Source organism: Flavobacterium sp. 316 (genome assembly GCF_000967805.1).
Lineage (GTDB): Bacteria > Bacteroidota > Bacteroidia > Flavobacteriales > Flavobacteriaceae > Flavobacterium > Flavobacterium sediminilitoris.
In genome coordinates this window covers 354,116-375,539 of sequence record NZ_JYGZ01000005.1, presented here as the reverse complement: position 1 = coordinate 375,539, position 21,424 = coordinate 354,116, and the positions used below count along the sequence as shown (strand labels likewise).

Genomic DNA, 21,424 nt, shown 5'->3' with positions numbered 1-21,424 from the left:
ATTTTATCGATGTTATTATACATTTTATCGACAGATGTTTAATAGCATCAATTAATTGTTAACTTTGGATTATTAATCAAATTTTAACTAAAAAATTATAGAATGAAAAAATTATTACTTTTTTTCATGTCGATGTCTACTTTACTTTCCTTTGGGCAACTATCCGAAGGGTTTGAAGGGACTTCGTCACCAGCACCACCTCCTGGTCCAAGCACGTGGACATTAACATCGGGAGATTGGTCTGTACTTGACAATTCGATAGGAACCGCTGAAAGATGGAGATTAGCTCCCGCTACACAACAATATGCTGGCACAAGAGCCGCATATTTAAATAAAGAAACTGTTGTGTCTGGAACTACAGCTGAAGATTGGCTAGTAACCCCACAAACAACCATCCCTGCAAATGGACAAATTCGTTTTTATACAAAACTTACTCAGCCCGGGAATCAAGGAAGTATATATACTATTAGAATTTCAACTACATCACAAACCGATAGGTCAACTTTTACAATTGTTCAAACATGGGATGAAGCTCAAATAATGGGAGGAATTCTTATTGGAGAGCAGACAACTTATACACAAAAAATAATTGACTTATCAGGTACTATTTATGAGAATCAACCTGTATATGTTGCTTTCGTAATGGAAAACAACAATGGAGATAGATGGTTTATAGACAACGTAAACATTGATGCTAAATGTTTAGACAATACAAATTTAGATGCTACACCATTTGGTGATCATGCAGAATTAAACTGGATAAGCCCTTCAGGTGCTACACAATGGGAAATAGAATATGGTCTGGATGGATTTACTCAAGGAACAGGAACTACAATTACTGTAAATACAGCTCCACCTTATGACTTAACAGGTCTAGATCCTTTAACAGATTATTGTTACTATGTAAGAGCAGTTTGTAGTTCAGACAATATAAGCGAATGGACGGGGCCATTTTGTTTTAGTACCACCGAACTTCCTCCTGGTTGTGGAGGTAATTTTGTTGACCCAGGTGGCACAACAGCTAATTATGGAAATAATGAAGACTCCATTATCACTATATGCCCAGATAACATTGGAGATTATATAACTGTAACATTCAATTCTTTCAATACTGAAGAAAATTGGGATGCACTATATGTATTTGACGGAACATCAATAACTTCCCCTCAAATAGCAAGCACAAATGGGCCAGGAAATGTCCCTGGAGGCTTAGCAGGAGGGTACTGGGGTACAACAATCCCTGGTCCTTTTGAAGCAACAAATCCTGACGGTTGTTTAACCTTTATGTTTAAAAGTGACGGAAGCGGAACTAGAACAGGATGGGTAGCCGATATTGTTTGTGCCCCTATCCCAACCTGTCCTAAACCAACTAACGTTACATACACTTCTGTTTCTCCTTCAAGCGGAAATATAAATTGGGATCACGCTATTGGAGCTACTGCTTGGGATATATACGTAGTCCCATCTGGCTCTCCTGCTCCTGATCCAGGAACAACTCCAACATACTCAAATATAGCCTCAGCAGGCCCTCCATATTCGTTTTTAGCCACTGGGTTAGATTCATTTACAACTTATGATGTATATGTAAGAGCAATATGTAGCCCTACAGATACTAGCAATTGGTCAAATACTTCCACCTTTACAACTGCACCCGATTACTGTGCTGGAGATCATTTTTATGATCAAGGTGGACCAACAGGAAACTATTTACCAAACCAAAATGTCACAACTACAATTTGTCCTGACACCCCTGGAAATGTTGTAACTGCATTTTTCAACTCTTTTAATCTTGCTACAAACGACATACTAACCGTATACAATGGAGATAATACGTCTGCCCCAGTATTAGGTACTTTTACAGGAACTACTTTACCTCCAATATTAGTATCAAGCGCTGCAAATGGATGTTTAACATTCGATTTCACTTCAAATGGATTTACAAATTTAGCAGGTTGGGATGCAACTATTCAATGTACACCACCTCCAACTTGTCCTGCTCCAACTGACTTAATTACAACTTCAATTTCAGAAGAAGGAGCTACATTGGAATGGACTGAAACAGGAACATCTGGTACATGGCAAATAATCATACAACCTGTTGGAAGTGGATACCCTACTCCTCCTTACACAAATGCATTACCATCATATCCTTTAACTGTAACATCAAATCCATACACAATAACTGGTTTAGATGCAAATACAGAATATGAATACTATATACTATCAGATTGTGGAGGTGGAGACTTTAGTTTTTGGACTGGACCTAAAAAATTCACAACGTTATTCCCTGGTTGTGGTGGATCAACTCCTGCAGGAGATGTTATTCCAGAAGCTGCTCCCGTATGTAATTTAAATGGATATTGTGGAAACACGTCACTAGCATACAATGACGAAGGAGATTGGCCTGAATTAGATACTGCATTTTGTGGGTCAATTGAAAACAATTCCTTCCTAACTTTCCAAGCAACATCTACTTCAATTTCTATGGATGTTCTAGTAGGAAACTGTATCAACGGAAGTGATATTCAATTTATGATATTCAGTGCCGCAACTCCAGGTAGTGGACCAATCGATGTTATTGATTGTTATTTTCAAATGACTGTTGGTACAAATTCACTAAATTTTAATGGATTAATTCCTGGTCAAAACTATTATTTAATGATCGATGGTTTTGCTGGAGCTCAGTGTGACTACTCTGTTACTGTAACATCTGGAGGCTCTACAACTACTGATGTAGACATAACACAGGAAAACACAACTATATGTATAGACGAAACTTTAACACTTGATACTACCGGAGGGAACGGAGTATATAATTGGTCACCAGCAACGGGACTAAGTGCAACAACAGGAACTTCAGTTATATTCACACCTACGGCACCTGGAACATACATAATTCAAGTTGAGTCAACAGATCAAAATTCATTATGTGCTACTTCAGATTTTATTGAAGTAACCGTTTTAGAAAAAACAATTCCTACATTTGCTATACCAGGACCATTCTGTCTTGGAGCAACACAAGAAATATTACCAGACACTTCTAATAATGGAATTCAAGGTACATGGTCTCCTTCTGCTACAATTGACACTTCAACAGCAGGCGTATTCCAATATACTTTTACTCCTAACGCTTCATTTCAATGTGCAGAAGTTGTAGTTATCGAAATAGAAATAATAGCAACATGTACATTTAATAGTATTGCTACAGCAGTTCATATCCAAAACTGTGAAACGCCAGCAACTGGAGAATTTTATAACGTTACAGGTTCTGGATCAGTAAGTATTGGCCCTGCGTCAAATATTTACACTAATAATGATTATGGAACGTACGTACAAGGCTCAGCAAATCTAATACTTCAAGGTGCTGAATTAAAATCTTTTAAAACATCAACTTCAAATGTTTGTAATGCTAATCTATATTACAAGGTATATGAATCATCAGTAGATCCTAATACTATACCTTTTTCAAGTATAGGATTAACTTTATTTGATGATTGTATCGCAGGGACATTCCCAACAGGAGGAACTTGTAATTCAGGAGATCAAAAATGGAGAAATATTTCTTCATCTATTGATTTAACAACTTCTCCTCCTGGTAATTATATTATTGAAGTTTACTTTGATTTAGTAGGAGACCACAATAGTACAACTGACTGTGATGATACTGTTTTGGTAAACAATGGAGGAAATAACTTTATTGCAACTTTCTCTATTCAAAGCGCTCCAAGTTTTACTACCACAAATGAAGAATGTAATAGCTCAAATGCTACAATTATAGCTTCTGGATTTAATCCTGGAGAAGTATATAACGTAACTTATGATGATGATACAGTTACAGTTGGTCCAGCAAACTTTACAGCAAATCCTAATGGAGAAATCATAATTACAGGTTTAAATGCTGGAACATATACAAATTTCAATTTTGAAATTAATGGATGTACAACAACAGATGTGAGTTCACTAACGATAACTAATTTTTCTCCTTCTATTTCTCAAATAACATCAAATTCTCCAATTTGCTTTGGTTCAGATGCTATTTTTGTTATTGAAGGAACACCAAATTATTCTTTAGACTATACAATAAATGGAGGAACAACACAAACATCTGTTTTTGATGCTTCTGGAAGTTTAACAATTACAGTTGTAAACCCTGCTGTAGGAAATGTTGATTTAGGATTATCAGCCATTTATAACTCTGCTTGTAATATAACTTTATCTGATATTAGCACTGTTATTGTTAACCCATTACCTGTAATCAACAGCATTACACCTGCTAGCGAAACAACTTGTATTGGCAGCGATGCTACATTTATAATTGATGGCACACCAGATTCAACTGTTACTTACAACATTGACGGTGGAACTAATCAAACTTTAGCACTAGATGGAACAGGATCATATACATTAGTAGTTCCAACACCTTCATCAACAGTTGAGGTTTCAATAATTAGCATAACAAACACGACAACTAATTGTACAAATACACTTACAGGTATCAGTGCAAGTGTAGCGGTAATAACAGTTCCTGTCCCTACTGCTGACTTCCCACTTTGTACTAATTCTACAACGACTATTGAAGTGACTTCACCATTAATCGAACAAATAAACACTACTTCTGACTTATTTATATCTGAGGTTACAGATTCACAATCTGGATCATTAACTTATGTTGAAGTATATAATGGAACAGGAGCTTCAGTTGATTTAAGTAATTATAAGTTAAAAGTTTATACTAATGGAAACCCTTCTGTAAATTGTGATCTTCCATTAAGTGGTACATTAGCAAATAATGATGTTGTTGTTATTAAATTAAGTAATAGTGCAAACATTCCTACAATTACTCCTGATTTATCATTTACTACATGTTCAGGTGTTAACAATAATGACAATATAAGACTTGCTACAATTGCAGATGTTGACATTGATATGTGGGGAACAACAGATGGTTCTATATTTACACCTTCAAATGGTGTAGGATATACTTATAGAAGAAATACTACAGGAACCATATTACCATCAACCACATGGAATTCAAGTGACTGGAACACTCTAGACCCTGAAGACTATTCAGATGTTGGTAATTATACTTTATACGTTACTAATTATGAATATATTTTAAGTGATGGTACTAATACAACAACAGAAACATCAACTACATTTACTGGTGTAACTGCTGGAACATATACATTAATCGCACATGACCTTACTAATGATTGTTTCTCAGAACCTTTAAACATAACTATTAATGCTGCTGTTCCTGTAACATTTGCAGAGATTGAAGATTTATGTTCTGGCTCAAACGACACAACGTTACCTACATCTTCTTTAGAAGGTATTAATGGAACATGGTCACCTGCATCAATTAATACTTCATCAATTGGAACCTCAACATATACATTTACACCTGACGCTAGTGAGTGTGCTTTAAGTACTGACATTGAAGTTACTATAATAGCTTGTACAATACAAAAAGGTATATCTCCTAATGGTGATGAATTTAACCAATCTTTTGACTTATCAGGATTTAACGTAAAAGAATTACAAATCTTCAATAGATATGGTAAAAAAGTGTACAGTAAAGCAAACTATACTAATGAATGGGAAGGACAAACTGAAAATGGAGATGAACTTCCTGATGGAACTTACTATTATGTAATTGATTTTACTGATATGGAATCAAAAACAGGTTGGATATATATAAATAGGCAACAATAAAAACTAAATATACTGCCTTCAAATGAAGGCAGTATTTAAAATTTAAAATAAAAATGAAGAAACTATATTTAGTAGCTTTAGGCATAATGTCCATATTTGTAGATGTTAACGCTCAACAAGACCCTCATTATACACAGTATATGTATAATATGAATGTCATTAATCCTGCTTATGCTGGAAGCAAAGAAAACCTAGCAATAGGATTATTATATAGAAAACAATGGGTAGACATTGAAGACGCTCCAACAACAGGAACATTATCTGGTCACATGCCTGTAGGCAAAAATGTTGGCTTAGGATTATCTGTTATTACTGACAAATTAGGACCTGTAGAAGAAAATAATGTCTATGGAGATTTCTCATATACATTAAATTTAGGTGATGAGCATCGTTTAGCTTTTGGTCTTAAAACGGGACTAACTTTTCACAAGGTAGGTTTATATAGTGATATTGGAAATGGAAATGTTCCAAATCCTGGAGATCCAGCTTTTTCGCAAGATATAAGTAATACTTATTTCAACATTGGTTCTGGGTTATTCTATTATACAGACAAATACTACTTAGCATTCTCTGTTCCGAATATGTTAAAATCAAAGCATTTAGATGTTAGAGAACAAGATGATCAATTAGAATTTGGTTCTGAAACTAGTCACTATTTTTTAACCGGTGGTTATGTTTTTGATCTAAACGATAAGGTAAAATTCAAACCTTTCTTCATGTTGAAATCAGCATTTAACGTTCCTGCATCATTAGACTTATCAACAAACTTTTTATTCAATGAAAAATTTGAAGTAGGTGCTACATATAGATTAGATGATAGTTTCGGAGCCATGTTAAACTATGCTATTACGCCAAACTTAAGAATTGGGTATGCTTATGATCATATTGTATCTGATTTAAAAGTAACGACTCCGTCATCTCACGAGATAATCATGTTATTTGATTTGAATTTCCCGAAAAAGGTATCTCGTTCACCTCGATATTTCTAATTTAAAAGCGATAAAACATGAAGAAGCTATATATAACCTTAAGTTTTGTAATCGCTAGTGGAATACTAAGTGCACAAAACAGACAAACCAAAAATGCAGACAAACTATTTGATAGATTTGAATATGTTGAAGCTGCAAATGAATACCTTAAACTAATAGACAAAGGACAAGGTGACAACTATGTTAATCAACAATTAGCAGAAAGCTACTACAATGTCTTCAATACTAAAGAAGCAATAAAGTGGTATACCAAATTAGTCGAAGAGAAGCAAGATGCTGAGACATATTATAAATATGCTCAAATGCTAAAGGCAGAAGGCAATTATGACGAAGCAAACAAACAAATGCAGCAATTTGCTTCAATGAAACCAAATGATGCAAGAGCAGCCGCATTTAAAAACAATCCTAATTACCTAAATAAACTTAAGTCTCAGAGACCTTTATTTGAAATAAAACCTTCTGACATTAGTAGTGATAAGTCAGATTTTGGTGGTATTTTAACAAATGACAATGTTCTTTATTTTACAAGCGCTAGAAATATCGCTAGAAAAACTCATGGATGGAACGAAGAGCCTTTCTTAGATTTATACCAAGCAACTTATAATGAAAACGGGACTCTAAGTGAACCTACATTAGTTGATGGAATAAACACAAAATGGCACGATGGTCCTGCAACTATTACTTCAGATGGAAATACAATGTATTTTGTAAGTGAAAGTTTTAATGAAAATAAATTTGAAAAAGTTAAAACCAAGAATATTAAATATGGTAGAATATTCCTTTACTCTGCAACTAAAAAAGATGGAAAATGGGAAAATATAAAAGCACTACCTATTAATAGTATTAATTACTCAATGCGTAATCCTAGTATAAGTAATGATGGTAAAACTTTATATTTTTCATCAGATATGCCAGGCGGAATTGGTGGAGAAGATATTTGGAAAGTTAGTGTAAACGGAGATGAATATGGAACACCTGAAAATCTTGGAGAAAACATCAATACTATAGGAAACGAAAGTTTTCCATTCATTACAGATGACAATATGCTTTATTTCACTTCAGATTCAAGACAAGGTTTTGGTGGATATGATGTATATCTGGCAGATCTAACAAAAGGAACTGAAGCAATTAATGTAGGTGAACCTGTAAACTCTGAAAAAGATGATTTCTCTTTTACTTTTAATACAAATAAAAAAGTTGCTATTTTTTCAAGTAATAGAGAAGGTGTTGATAACATATACTTAGCTAGTCCTGTTTGTGGTGTGAACGCTATTGTCTTAGTTAAAAATGCTACAACAAGAAAACCAATTGAAACAGCAATCATAAATGTAGTAGATGATACTAATAGTGTTGTGGCAACAGGTGAAAGTAATGATGTTGGTCAAAAGATCTTTGAAATTAAATGCGAAAAAGAATATGTTTTTAAAGTTTCAAAAGAAGGATATGAAGATGGTATTTTTACCTTACCAGCATCTGGAAATGGATCTGCACTAGTTGATGCATATTTAGAACCTATTAAACCTATTATTACAGAAAAAGAAGTAATATTACAACCTATATTCTTTGAATTTAACAAAAGCAACATAACAGCATCAGGTGCTGAAGAATTAGACAAACTTGTTGTTGTAATGAATGAACATCCTAATATGGTAATTTTTGCAAAATCACATACTGATAATAGAGGTAATGATAAATACAACCTAAACTTATCTGAAAGAAGAGCAAAAGCAACTGTTCAATATATCATTTCTAAAGGAATAGATAAAGATAGAATAAGTGGACAAGGTTTTGGTGAAAGTGAACTAAAAGTTCAATGTGATGAATGTACTGAAGAAGAACATTCTCAAAATAGACGTTCTGAATTTTTAATTATTAAAAAATAATATAGCATAACGTTTCTAAAATCTAAAATTTAAAACACGAGCCATCAAATAATTATTTGATGGCTCGTTTGCTTATTTGCTTACTCTAAAAAAATATCTTAAAAACGATTATCACCATCTAAAAGATTCCCTAAGCCTCCTAGCAAGCTTCCTTCTCCTTTATCTTTTCCTCCCATTTGGGGAGCAGACTGAATAACTCTATCAGCTAAACGACTAAAAGGCAAAGATTGAATATAAACATTTCCAGGACCTCTTAATGTTGCAAAGAAAACACCTTCTCCTCCAAAAATAGTATTTTTTATACCTCCTACAAATTCAATATCATATTGTACATCTTTAGTAAAACCTACAATACAACCTGTGTCTACTTTAAGTATTTCACCTGCTTGTAATTCTTTTTTTGCTAATGTTCCACCAGCATGAATAAAAGCCATTCCATCTCCTTCAAGTTTTTGCATTATAAAACCTTCTCCCCCAAATAATCCACGTCCTAATTTTCTAGAAAAATCAATTCCAACGGCAACTCCTTTTGCTGCACATAAAAAAGCATCCTTCTGACAAATAAATTTTCCCCCATACTGTTGCAAATCTATTGGCACAATTTTTCCTGGATATGGAGAGGCAAAGGATACTTTTTTCTTTCCATAATCAATATTTTGATATGCCGTCATAAACAAACTCTCTCCTGTTAACACTCTTTTTCCTGCTGATAATAATTTACCAAAAATTCCACCTTCTTGCTTACTACCATCTCCAAAAATAGTTTCCATTTTAATTCCATTATCCATCATCATAAAGCTTCCTGCTTCAGCAACAACAATCTCTTGCGGATCTAATTCTATTTCTACGTATTGCATTTCTTCACCATAAATATGGTAATCAATTTCATGTGCTTGCATAATTTTATAGTTTTTAATTCTTATTTATTAGTCTAAATCGTTTATAAAATGTTACTTAAAAAAAATCAAAAAATAAAGTCTCGTTATTTACGAGACTTTAAAGTGGTTAATTGCAAATAAAAACATTCTACTATGGCAAAAGAATTTTATCTATAAGATGCACAACACCGTTACTACATTGAATATCTGGAATTACCATATTAGCAGGAGACGTAATCCCGTTACTAACAATAGTAAATACTCCATTTTGGAACACACTATATGTTAATGTTCCTCCTCCAGCAGTTGTTACTGTTGTACTTGTTTGTTCCGATGTAAATGAGCCTCCAACAATTGCGTGATTTAATAAAACTTGCTGTAAAACAATAGGATCTGTATTAGCAACATCTTGAATAGTTGCAAAACCAGCTTCTTTAAATGCTGCGTCTGTTGGTGCAAAAATTGTAAAATTATTATTCGGATCAGATAATACTGGTGCTAATCCTGAGGTTACAACAGCTTGAACCAAAAATGTTAATTCTGGACTTTTGAACACTTTGGCTGTTTGCAATAATTGTGCTGATTCAACAATATTAACTCCTGTAGCAATCATTACTTTATCAATTGCATGAATCGTTCCATTACTTGCATTAACATTTGTTGCAACAATTTTTGAGCCATTAATATACAAATCTCCATTTCTATCTATAAAACGTCTATCTACTCCTAAAACAGATGTTGAAGCATTTCCTCCTTGAATTTGATTTACTAATAAATTCCCATTTGAAACATGATATAATAAAGTATTCGTTAAAAATCCATTTTGCAACACTCCTAAACTTCCTGCATCCACTAAACCTAACTTTGCAAAAGCAGCATTTGTAGGAGCAAAAACAGTGTATTTCCCAGATGGATCATTCGGATTACTATTACTCAATACAACTGCAACTCCACCTTGAACAGCAGCAGCTTCCAATGTACTAAAATTCGGATTTGAAACAGCTATTGAAGCTATAGATGGCGTTTCATCTTCATAATTATTATCACACGATATTAATGTTATTAACAATGTAAGAACTAAAATAGTACTTTTTATATTTATATTTTTCATTTTATTAATTTTAGAGTTGTTATTAAAATTTGTAAACTAAAGCTCCATAAAAACCAGTTGCTTTTCCTATATTTCTCCCATCAACTAAAGTAGATGCTCCTGCAGCAACTCCCAAACTATTATAAACTGGAACATATAAGTTCAATCCAATTTTTGTGTAATTTACTTGTGTTGCAGGAAAAAAACCTTGAAAACCTTCTCCCAAAATATCAACACCACTTGTAGAGGTTTGATTTGCTACAAAAGCATCACCATAAAACCCTTTAATTGCATAACCTAATTTAATTTCTGAAATATATGAATTTGGCACATCGTTAGAAGCTAAATTTCCTCCAAACTGTCCTGAAGCAAAAAAGCCCGAATTCATTTTAAACATAGCTAATCCAATTGCACTAAGCGTTGTGCTTCTGTTACCAATTGCTATAATAGATTGAAGTCCTTCGTTTTCTTTGTAATTCCCAACTGGAGTTTTTAAACCTAATGCTCCTATAAGTCTTAATGAAGAAGATCCATAGTCAAAATAAAATGGATTGTATTTCACAAACACAGAAACATCTTGAATTCCTTTTCTTTCGTTAGAAAAATTTAAATTATTTAAAACATCTTGTGAAGCATTTCCTTTTGAAGCAATATATGGTAAAGAAAGAACAACGTCCAACTGATCTGTTATACCATAAGTAGCATAAAGTGACGTACTTGAAATTTGAACCTCATTAAATACTGGAACGCCATCTACTTGTTCTGGTACTAAATAGACTTCATCATATTTTTCAGAACTGTAAGAGATAGATACATTTCCTTTACCCTTTCCTTGCATGAAACCACTTATTGGACTTTGTGCATTGGCTGTATTTATATAACCCAATGTTGTTACAGCGATAATTAATAGTAATTGTTTTTTAATCATGATACTATATGTTTAGTTTTACATTTAGTCTCATTTACGTAAAATACTCCTTACTGGTTTTAAAAAAACAAAAACTTTTTTGTACAAAAAAACCGAAAACATTTATATGCTCTCGGGTAAAATAATTTGTAAAGGAAAAAGATTAATATTTCAAATCAACATATCCAATATATTTACTAATCTTAGCTTTCCTTCTATTTATATATGCAGATGAATTTGACGCTTTAAATTTTCTAGGGTTTGGTAGAATAACAGCAATTCCCGCAGCTTCAATTCTAGATAAATTTTTTGCTTCTTTATGATACCAGTATTTTGAAGCCGCTTGAGCACCATAAACCCCATCTCCCATTTCAATACTATTTAAATAGACTTCCATTATACGCTCTTTACTCCATAATAATTCTATTAACAAAGTATAATAAGCTTCTAACCCTTTTCTTAAATAACTTCTTCCTTGCCAAAGAAAAACATTTTTTGCTGTTTGTTGAGAAATTGTACTTCCTCCTTTTATCTTTTTCCCTTTTTGATTCCCCTCATACGCTTTTTGCATTGATTTAAAATCAAAACCATTGTGTTCTAAAAACAATCCATCTTCACTAGCAATAACTGCTTTTTGTAAATTTGGAGAAATATTTTCTATGGAAACCCAATCATGTGAACATGTCATCTCTTTTCCATTTGCTTTTTGTTCAAACGCTCTAATAATCATTAAAGGTGTAAATGGAACGGGTACAAATTTATATAGAAGAACAAAAAAAACACTTACAATATTGAACCACAGAATCAATTTCCAAACAAAACGAAATATTTTTTGACCTGCAGTTCTTTTTACTGGTGTTTTAGTGGTTTTCTTTTTTGAAGTAGTTTTTTTTGCCATATTATATTAATTCTGCTAATTCTTTTCCTATTAAACTACCGATCGCAATACCCATGCCTCCTAATCTCACGCCACAATAAACATTATTAGATAATTGTTCTACAATTGGCTTTTTATGATTTCCAACTCCCATAATACCACTCCAACGATGTTCAATTTCAAATTGATAGTTTGGCAAAATTACTGTTTTTAACAATTGCTCCAACTTGTCTTGAATAATTTTTGTCTGACCTAAATCTGTTGTCGTTTCACCTTCAAAATCGAGATTCCTACCACCTCCAAAAAGAATTCTATTTTCTATATTTCTAAAATAATAATATCCTTTATCTAAATGAAAAGTTCCTTTTATATCTAAATTTTCAATTGGCTTTGTAATTAAAACTTGTGCTCTCGCTGGCTTTACTTTATTATTAGTTAATTTTGAAGCAAAACCATTTGTAGTAAACAGCAATTTATTGGTTTTAAACACTATTTCATTTGTAGCAACTTCAACTTGACTCGCTAATTCTTGGTAATTAGTTACATTTTGTTGATTTAGTATTAAGATATCTTTTGAAATTGCTTCTTTTAACAAAGCTTGCATCATATTTCCAGTATCTATCTGACCTTCAAATGGATTAAAAATTAGATATTTAAAAGTATTATTAAAGTTAAATTGATCTCTTTTTCTAACAAAAACTTCTGCTTTAAAAAGTGGTCTTAGAAGATCATTAATAAAGGGTAAACTTTGAATACATTCATCATAAAAATCTTCATCATTTTTCAAAAACAACTCATAACCTCCATATGGCTTATAATCAATTATATTATTACCTAATCGATTACGCAACAATTTTAACCCTTGTACTCTTTTTTTAATCAGTTCAATAACATCCTCCTCAGAATAATTTTTTAAATCATCTATTATTTCTGATATACTTCCGAAACAGGCAAAACCTGCATTTTTTGTACTAGCTCCTTGTGGTAAAGGACCTTTTTCTAAAATTAATATTTTGCTGTTTGGAAATCGTTCACGAAGCTGTAGCGCACAATGTAACCCTACAATTCCACTACCTACAATTGTATAATCAACATTTGTAAACCAATTTTTTAATTCCCAATAACTTAGTTGCATATAACGCATATTATAAGGAGTAAATATAATAATTTACTTTCTTTAATTTAAGTGCGTTTTTGGAGGAAGATAGAATAAGTTCTAAAAAAATGAGATTTACATATTAATCAGTAGTTTCCTTTTTTCTAGATTTAATTGCCTTCATCACTAAAGGAAAAGTAGTTACTCCAATAAGTATTAGTATAATTTTTTCAATATGCTTTTTCAAATCAATATCAAGTTCATCTAAAAAGAATCCATAAAGATAATGACCTGCAAAAACTAAAGTAAATGACCACATAATAGAACTTAGTATGTTATAAAACATAAATTTAGCTTTCTTCATGTGTACGATTCCAGCAATAATTGGTACAAAAGTTCGTATTATAGGTAAAAATCGCGCAAAAATAATTGCTTTACCTCCGTGTTTTTCGAAAAAAACTTGTGAATCAATTAAATATTTTTTCTTAAAGAAAAAACTATCCTCTTTAGTATATAAATAATTACCACTTCTAGAGCCAAACCAATAACCAAAAATATTTCCTAAAGTTGCTGCGATTGCTATTAAAACAGCTAAAATAATTACATTTGAAAAGTCACTTGGAATAATAAAAAAAGTCTCTATTAACTCTCTATTATAAATTCCTGAAAGAAACAACAAACTATCTCCTGGTAAAAAGAAACCTGCAAACAATCCCGTTTCTGCAAAAACAATAAATAGAACCATGTAAATTCCTATTGGAACTCCATTTATCTCCATTGTAATATAAAACTCTGGATTAAAAAGCTTTGTCCAGTGAAAATCTTCCATTTTATGCTAATTTATCTACTGATTTAGCCACTACCATAGAAACTGCTGCATCTCCAGTTACATTGACTGTGGTTCTACACATATCTAAAGGCCTATCTATTGCAAAAATTAGGGCTAAACCTGCTTCAGGAATTCCAGCTTGAGCTAGTACAATTACTAACATTACCATTCCTGCTCCAGGTACTGCTGCACTACCTATAGATGCTAAAGTAGCGGTAGCAATAATCCCCAATTGAACTCCAAAACTAAGATCCATTCCAAAAGCTTGCGCAATAAATACAGCAGCAACAGCCTGATAAAGACTTGTTCCGTCCATATTAATCGTTGCTCCAATTGGTAAAACAAAACTAGCAACTTCATCATCTACACCAAGATTATCTACAACTCTTTCCATTGTAACAGGTAAAGTAGCAGCACTTGAACTAGTCGAAAACGCTAATAATTGAGCAGGAGCAATTCCATTAATAAAAAATTGAGGCTTTTTCCCTGTTATTATAAATACTATTAAAACATAAAATCCTAACATTAGAGATAAACCAATGATTACACACAATCCATACCAAAAAAGCGCTTCAAATAAATCTAAACTTGGAGATTCAGCTACTAGTGATGCTAAAAGTGCAAAAACCCCAAAAGGTGCCGCTAGCATAATAATATCAATCATTTTCAAAATAGCTTCATTAAATCCATCAAAAAAAGCTTTTACAGGAGTAGAACTTTCAACAGGAATGAGAATTAAAGCAATACCAAAGAAAATTGCAAAAAAGATGACTTGCAACATATTGCCATTATCAGAAGCAGCTCCTATGATATTACTTGGCACAATATCTTCCAATGCTTGAAGTGGACCTGCTTTTTTTTGATTTTCAGCAGCTTGAATCTTTGAATTCGCATCATTTGAATAACTTCCTACAAGCTCTATTCTAGTTTCCTCAGAAATAAATTTCCCAGGTTTTATAATATTAACTACAGCTAGTCCTATAGATACAGCAAAAACAGTTGTCAATAAATATATCCCTATCGTTCTCCCTCCCATTTTGGAGAGCTTAGAAATATCTTTTAAATCTGAAACTCCTTTTATCAATGATGCTAAAATCAATGGTACTGCAATCAATTTCAATAAATTGATAAAAATATTACCAAATGGCTTTATCCAATCAATTATAAATTGCTTACCCCAGTCAAATTGTATAAAAAGAAATGCAAACAAAACTCCCAACACCATTCCTAGTAATATTTGCCAATGCAATGCTAATTTCTTCATTTTTTTTACACTTTCTATTTTAAAGCGTGAAAATAGGGATATTTTTTCAAAAAATAACACTCAATATGAAATTTTAAAACCTCGTAACTTTTGCAATCTTATTTAATTTTGTACAAAAAATAATACTTTTAATTAAAAATGATTTATTTTTTTAACTTTTTTTATATTAAATCTGTAAAATACTTGAGTATAATTTATATATATTTGAAACGCTAAAATTCAAAACTATAACTAATTATGAAACAAAAATTTCTTTTAATTGCTTTAATTGCAATTTCAAGTTTCTCTTTTGCTCAAAACAGAGAAACTTTTTGGAAAAAAACCACGAAGAGCGACGCTCCCATTTTCGAAAACAAAAACTCACTCTCACAAACCAACCTCTTCACTTTAGACATAAACAGTCTTAAACAAACCATTAAAAGTGTTTCCAAAAGAGTCAATTTCAATGAAAATTCAAACACTATTATTTCCATTCCAAATAGAGACGGTAAAATGGAACGATTTTCTGTATTAGAAAATTCAAATATGGATCAAGATTTAGCCAATAGATATCCAGAAATCAAATCTTATATTGGTTATGGAATCGACAATCCAACTGCAACAGTATATTTTAGTATATCTCCTCTAGGCTTTCAATCAATGACTTTATATGCAGATAAATCTGCTGAATTTATTGAACCATATACTAAAGATTTAAAAACATACACAGTATACAGAAAAGCAGATCGAAAAGCAGCATTTTCAAAATTTGAATGTAATGTTGTTGAAAGTGTTAATAACAAAATAGCATCAACCTCTACTTTACGTCCTAATGCTGATGATTCTAAATTAAGAACATTCCGCCTAGCTATGTCTGTTACTGGAGAATACACTTCCTATTTTGGAGGAACAAAAGCTCTTGCGTTAGCCGCTATAAATACCACCATGACTCGTGTTAATGGTGTTTTTGAAAAAGACTTTAGTGCTAGAATGGTATTAATATCTAATACTGATGATGTAATTTACACTAATGCATCTACTGATCCTTATACTACAAGTTATAACAGTCAACTACAAAGCACTCTGACTTCAGTAATTGGAGATTCAAACTATGACGTTGGTCATTTACTAACAAAAGCTGGAAACAATGGAAACGCAGGATGCATAGGATGTATCTGTAATTCTGGCAAAGGAAGCGGCTTCACATCAAGCACAATACCAGAAGGTGATAATTTCGACATTGATTATGTTGCTCATGAAATTGGGCATCAATTTGGAGCAAATCACACATTCTCTATGAACAATGAAGGAACAGGTGTAAATATGGAACCTGGTTCTGGTTCAACCATTATGGGATATGCTGGGATTACCTCTCAAGATGTACAACCTCATTCTGATGCCTATTTCCATTCTGCGAGTATTCAACAAGTAACAAATAATATTAAAACAAAAACTTGCCCAACTGTTACTAATACAGGAAACTCTGTGCCAACCGCTAATGCAGGAAGTGATTTTACAATTCCTAAAAGCACTCCTTTCATTCTTACTGGTTCTGGTACTGATGCAGATGGAGACGTCTTAACATATATTTGGGAACAATTTGATAATGCTGCTTCATCTGCAACAGGAGCTAGTTCTGCTGCTAGTGCAACTAGAACATCAGGTCCAACTTTTAGGTCATACAACCCTACAACCTCGCCAACAAGAATGTTTCCTAGACTAGAAAGTGTTTTAGCAAACTCATCTACTACATCTGGAGCAGAAATTACAGTTGAAGCACTCCCTTCAGTTGCAAGAACAATGAATTTCAGATTTACTGTAAGAGATAATAGAGCAGGTGGATCAGCAAATAACAGTGATGATATGGTAGTAACAGTAAACTCAACCGCAGGCCCATTTACCGTTTCATCTCCTAACACTGCTGTATCATATCCAGGCGGCTCTTCTCAAACAATCACTTGGAATGTTGCAGGAACAACTGCTAATGGAGTAAACTGCGCTAACGTAGATATATTACTTTCAACTGATGGAGGAAATAATTTCAACACTATTTTACTATCAAATACTCCAAATGACGGATCTCAAAGTGTAATCATTCCAAACACACCTGGAACACAAAACAAGATAATGGTAAAAGGAACAAACCATATTTTCTTTGATATATCAAATTCTAATTTTACAATTACAACTGGTTCTAATGACACTACTGCTCCTACAGCTCCAACAAATCTAACAGCTTCTGGAACGACACAAACAACCACAAATCTTTCTTGGAATGCCTCAACCGATAATGTAGGAGTAACGGGATATAATATATACCAAGGAAGCAACCAAATTGGAACTTCAACTACAACTACATACAATGTTACAGGATTAACCCCTGCTACAGCATACAATTTTTCAATAAGAGCTAAAGATGCGGCTGGAAATCTATCTTCTTCAAGCAATACCGCAAACATCACAACACTTCCTGGATCAACAACCCCTACATATTGTAATAGCAACGGAAATAATGTTTCTGATGAATACATAGGTAGAGTTCAGTTCAACACAATAAATAATGCATCAACAGGAAATAATGGCTATACCGATTTCACAAGTATTTCAACCTCTGTAAACAAAGGAACAGCATATACTATCACAATAACCCCTACGTGGACAGGCAGCGCATACAGCGAAGGTTATGCTGTTTGGATTGATTATAATCAAAATGGAAGTTTTGACGACGCAGGAGAATTAGTGTGGAGTAAAACAGCAAGTACAACAACACCTGTTTCTGGAACATTTACCATTCCTTCTTCTGCTTCAAACGGAGCAACTAGAATGAGAGTTTCGATGAAATACAATGGCATACCAACATCATGTGAAGCTTTTTCTTATGGAGAGGTCGAAGATTATACTATAAATATTGGTTCTGGAACACCAGACACAACACCTCCTTCTTCACCAACTTTATCTGCTTCTGGAACAACTCAAACCTCAACTAACCTATCATGGACAACTTCTACAGATAATGTTGGAGTAACTGGTTATGATATCTTTAGTGGGACAACATTAATCGGAAACACTACAACCGCAACAACATATTCTGTAACTGGTTTAACTCCTGCAACAACATATACATTTAGCGTAAAAGCAAAAGATGCAGTAGGTAATGTTTCTTTATCTAGCAATACAGCTAATGTAACAACACTATCAAACACAGTATCATATTGTAACTCACAAGGAAACAACACTAATGATGAAAGAATCTCCAAAGTTGAATATGGTAACATAAACAACACATCTACTGGGACATCTGGTTATGAAGACTTCACTTCAATATCAACAAATGTTTCAAGAGGGTCTTCACAAACAATCACAATTACACCTTTATGGACAGGAACTGTATATAATGAAGGCTATGCCGTATGGATTGATTTTAATCAAGATGGAGATTTTTCAGATTCAGGAGAACAAGTAGTAACAATTGGAGCAACAAAAACAACTCCTGTTAGCGGAACTATTTCTATACCTTCTAACGCATCTATTGGAACAACTAGAATGAGAGTTTCGATGAAATACAACGCTACCCCTACTTCATGTGAAACATTTACATATGGACAAGTGGAAGATTACAGTATAAACATTACTGGTTCTAGCAAAGATGAGCAAGAAATAACCTCTTTAGATCAGGAAATCATTTTATACCCCAACCCAGCTATCACTTTACTAAACATAAATTCAGTCTCTGACAAAGCAACTTTTAAAATTTATAGCTTAATTGGTAAAGTTGTATTAAATGGTAATATTTCAAATAGTTCTATTGATATTTCCACATTAAATTCTGGAAATTATATCATTGAAATATCTGATCAAAACACAATAACAAACAAACAATTCATTAAACAATAATTTTTCTATTCTTTCAAAAAAGACCTTCAAATGAAGGTCTTTTTTATTTTATTACATATTTACAGTAATTTATTTTAAAATATTTATTTTTAACCTTTCTAATAAAAAAATGAAAAATGAAAAAAATCGCATTAATACTTATTAGCATGAGTGGATTATCAGCAATGTCCCAAGAAATAATGACTCCAGAATTATTATGGAAGTTAGGAAGAATATCTCCTTTAGGAATATCAAATGATAATAAAAACATTATTTATAAAGTCAGCACTCCTTCCATAGATGAAAACAAATCAAATTCAAAATATTATAGTATTCCAATAAATGGAGGAAAAGCATCTGAATTAAAAGAATACACTAGCTTAATTTCTGATAAAAATAAATCTTCTGATGGAAAATGGACCGTTTCACACAAAGAAGTCAAGATCAACAATACACTTGGAAAAGACTACTATCCAACATTAGATAAAAGTGATGTTTTAATATATGATGGACTAGATTATCGTCATTGGGATACATATAATAATGGAAATCATAATCATGTAATAATCACAGATGACAAAAACAAAGAAATTGACATCATGAAAAACGAACCTTTCGATTCCCCTCAAAAGCCTTTTGGTGGAGATGAAGATTACATTTGGTCTCCAGATGGTTCAAAAGTGATTTATGTTTCTAAGAAAAAAGAAAAAACAGCTTATGCAATTAGCACAAATACTGATTTATATGAGTATAATTTAAAATCTGGAATAACTGAAAATTTAACCAAAAGTAATTCTGGTTACGATGTAGCCCCTCAATTTTCACCAAACAGCGATTTATCTTGGTTACAAATGAAACGCGATGGTTATGAAGCCGATAAAAATGATATCATTGTTCGTCATAAAGGAACAGATATTAATCTAACTTCTAATTGGGATGGAACAGTTGATAGTTTTACATGGAGTAATGATGGTAGAAAAGTGTATTTTTTAGCACCTATTAATGGCACAAAACAATTATTTGAAGTAAACTTTCCAGGTTTAACTAAAATAGCAATTCGTGTTAAACAAATTACTGAAGGACAATTCGACATAAATCAAATTATTGGTTTCCATGAAGAAAAAGTTTTAGTTACAAGAAGCGACATGAATCATGCTAATGAAATATTTAGCTATAATCTAAATAAAAAAGATTGGAAACAATTAACAAACATCAATACCGAAATCTACAACAACCTTTCTTTACCTAAAATTGAGAAAAGAATTGTAAAAACAACTGACGGAAAAGACATGCTAGTTTGGGTAATTTTACCTCCAAATTTTGATGCAAAAAAGAAATACCCAACACTTTTATACTGCCAAGGTGGTCCACAAGGAGCTTTATCTCAATTCTATTCATTCAGATGGAATTTTCAAGTTATGGCTTCTCAAGGATACATTGTAGTTGCCCCAAATAGAAGAGGTATGCCAGGACATGGCGTAAGCTGGAACGAAGAAATCAGTAAAGATTGGGGAGGACAAGCAATGGATGATTATTTAAGCGCAATTGATGATATTTCACAAGAAAACTATGTTGACAAAACAAGATTAGGAGCAGTTGGTGCTAGTTATGGAGGTTATTCTGTTTTTTATTTAGCTGGAATCCACAAAAACAGATTTAAAACATTTATAGCTCACGCTGGAATTTTCAATACTCAAAGTATGTATGGCACAACAGAAGAAGTATTCTTTACAAATTGGGATATGGGTGGTGCTTATTGGGAAAAAAACAACAGCTTAACACAAAAAGCTTATAATGAATTCAATCCTATTAACTTAGTAAACAACTGGAATACGCCTATTTTCATTATTCAAGGAGCTAAAGATTATCGCGTTCCTGTAGGACAAAGTCAAGAAGCATTTCAAGCTGCTCAATTAAAAGGAATAAAAAGCCGCTTTATGTTATTTCCTGAAGAAAATCATTGGATATTAAAACCTCAAAATGGACTAGTTTGGCAACATGAATTTTTCAAATGGTTAAAAGAAACATTATAAAATTTTAATAA

General features: G+C 32.6%; 12 protein-coding genes. 5 read left to right on the top strand and 7 right to left on the bottom strand.

Going from position 1 to position 21,424, the window contains the following annotated elements; genetic code table 11:
* Positions 1-102: 102 nt before the first annotated feature.
* Genes SY27_RS12765 through SY27_RS12755 form a run of 3 tightly spaced genes read left to right on the top strand, consistent with a single transcriptional unit; the run spans position 103 to position 8,587 of the window.
* On the top strand, positions 103-5,715 hold the full coding sequence (locus SY27_RS12765) for a gliding motility-associated C-terminal domain-containing protein (protein ID WP_082084358.1): 5,613 nt from the start codon (positions 103-105) through the stop codon (positions 5,713-5,715).
* A gap of 53 nt (positions 5,716-5,768) precedes the next feature.
* Positions 5,769-6,704, top strand: coding sequence for a type IX secretion system membrane protein PorP/SprF (locus SY27_RS12760; protein ID WP_045970871.1), 936 nt, complete (start codon positions 5,769-5,771; stop codon positions 6,702-6,704).
* A gap of 17 nt (positions 6,705-6,721) precedes the next feature.
* The gene (locus SY27_RS12755; protein WP_045970868.1) at positions 6,722-8,587 is read left to right on the top strand and encodes an OmpA family protein; all 1,866 of its coding nucleotides are present in this window, start codon (positions 6,722-6,724) and stop codon (positions 8,585-8,587) included.
* Between the two features lie 98 nt (positions 8,588-8,685).
* Here SY27_RS12755 and SY27_RS12750 read toward each other — a convergent pair whose 3' ends face one another.
* The 7 genes from SY27_RS12750 to SY27_RS12720 form a co-directional block, all read right to left on the bottom strand.
* A complete protein-coding gene (locus SY27_RS12750) occupies positions 8,686-9,486 on the bottom strand; it encodes a TIGR00266 family protein (protein ID WP_045970867.1) in 801 nt (266 codons plus the stop codon).
* A gap of 130 nt (positions 9,487-9,616) precedes the next feature.
* Complete coding sequence (locus tag SY27_RS12745) at positions 9,617-10,576, bottom strand: fasciclin domain-containing protein (RefSeq protein ID WP_045970865.1); 960 nt, start codon at positions 10,574-10,576, stop codon at positions 9,617-9,619.
* 22 nt (positions 10,577-10,598) lie between these two features.
* Complete coding sequence (locus tag SY27_RS12740) at positions 10,599-11,483, bottom strand: hypothetical protein (RefSeq protein ID WP_045970863.1); 885 nt, start codon at positions 11,481-11,483, stop codon at positions 10,599-10,601.
* 142 nt (positions 11,484-11,625) lie between these two features.
* Positions 11,626-12,360 (bottom strand): monofunctional biosynthetic peptidoglycan transglycosylase, encoded by a 735-nt coding sequence (gene mtgA, locus SY27_RS12735; RefSeq protein ID WP_045970861.1) that lies wholly within the window; start codon positions 12,358-12,360, stop codon positions 11,626-11,628.
* A gap of 1 nt (position 12,361) precedes the next feature.
* A complete protein-coding gene (locus SY27_RS12730) occupies positions 12,362-13,474 on the bottom strand; it encodes an FAD-binding oxidoreductase (RefSeq protein ID WP_045970859.1) in 1,113 nt (370 codons plus the stop codon).
* Between the two features lie 103 nt (positions 13,475-13,577).
* Positions 13,578-14,264 carry a DedA family protein gene (locus tag SY27_RS12725; protein WP_045970857.1) on the bottom strand — a complete coding sequence of 229 codons (687 nt, stop codon included), beginning with the start codon at positions 14,262-14,264 and terminating at the stop codon, positions 13,578-13,580.
* A 1-nt stretch (position 14,265) separates the two neighbouring features.
* Positions 14,266-15,528, bottom strand: coding sequence for a dicarboxylate/amino acid:cation symporter (locus tag SY27_RS12720; RefSeq protein WP_045970855.1), 1,263 nt, complete (start codon positions 15,526-15,528; stop codon positions 14,266-14,268).
* Positions 15,529-15,765: 237 nt separating this feature from the next.
* On the opposite strand from SY27_RS12720, the gene SY27_RS12715 reads away from it, so the two are divergent.
* Positions 15,766-19,401 (top strand): GEVED domain-containing protein, encoded by a 3,636-nt coding sequence (locus SY27_RS12715; protein ID WP_052705327.1) that lies wholly within the window; start codon positions 15,766-15,768, stop codon positions 19,399-19,401.
* A gap of 116 nt (positions 19,402-19,517) precedes the next feature.
* Positions 19,518-21,413, top strand: coding sequence for a S9 family peptidase (locus SY27_RS12710; protein WP_045970853.1), 1,896 nt, complete (start codon positions 19,518-19,520; stop codon positions 21,411-21,413).
* The last annotated feature ends 11 nt before the right edge of the window (positions 21,414-21,424 follow it).

Coding starts and splice junctions, on each gene's coding strand:
- SY27_RS12765 (WP_082084358.1), top strand. CDS start 103: ATGAAAAAATTATTACTTTTTTTCATGTCGATGTCTACTTTACTTTCC.
- SY27_RS12760 (WP_045970871.1), top strand. CDS start 5,769: ATGAAGAAACTATATTTAGTAGCTTTAGGCATAATGTCCATATTTGTA.
- SY27_RS12755 (WP_045970868.1), top strand. CDS start 6,722: ATGAAGAAGCTATATATAACCTTAAGTTTTGTAATCGCTAGTGGAATA.
- SY27_RS12750 (WP_045970867.1), bottom strand. CDS start 9,486: ATGCAAGCACATGAAATTGATTACCATATTTATGGTGAAGAAATGCAA.
- SY27_RS12745 (WP_045970865.1), bottom strand. CDS start 10,576: ATGAAAAATATAAATATAAAAAGTACTATTTTAGTTCTTACATTGTTA.
- SY27_RS12740 (WP_045970863.1), bottom strand. CDS start 11,483: ATGATTAAAAAACAATTACTATTAATTATCGCTGTAACAACATTGGGT.
- mtgA (WP_045970861.1), bottom strand. CDS start 12,360: ATGGCAAAAAAAACTACTTCAAAAAAGAAAACCACTAAAACACCAGTA.
- SY27_RS12730 (WP_045970859.1), bottom strand. CDS start 13,474: ATGCAACTAAGTTATTGGGAATTAAAAAATTGGTTTACAAATGTTGAT.
- SY27_RS12725 (WP_045970857.1), bottom strand. CDS start 14,264: ATGGAAGATTTTCACTGGACAAAGCTTTTTAATCCAGAGTTTTATATT.
- SY27_RS12720 (WP_045970855.1), bottom strand. CDS start 15,528: ATGAAGAAATTAGCATTGCATTGGCAAATATTACTAGGAATGGTGTTG.
- SY27_RS12715 (WP_052705327.1), top strand. CDS start 15,766: ATGAAACAAAAATTTCTTTTAATTGCTTTAATTGCAATTTCAAGTTTC.
- SY27_RS12710 (WP_045970853.1), top strand. CDS start 19,518: ATGAAAAAAATCGCATTAATACTTATTAGCATGAGTGGATTATCAGCA.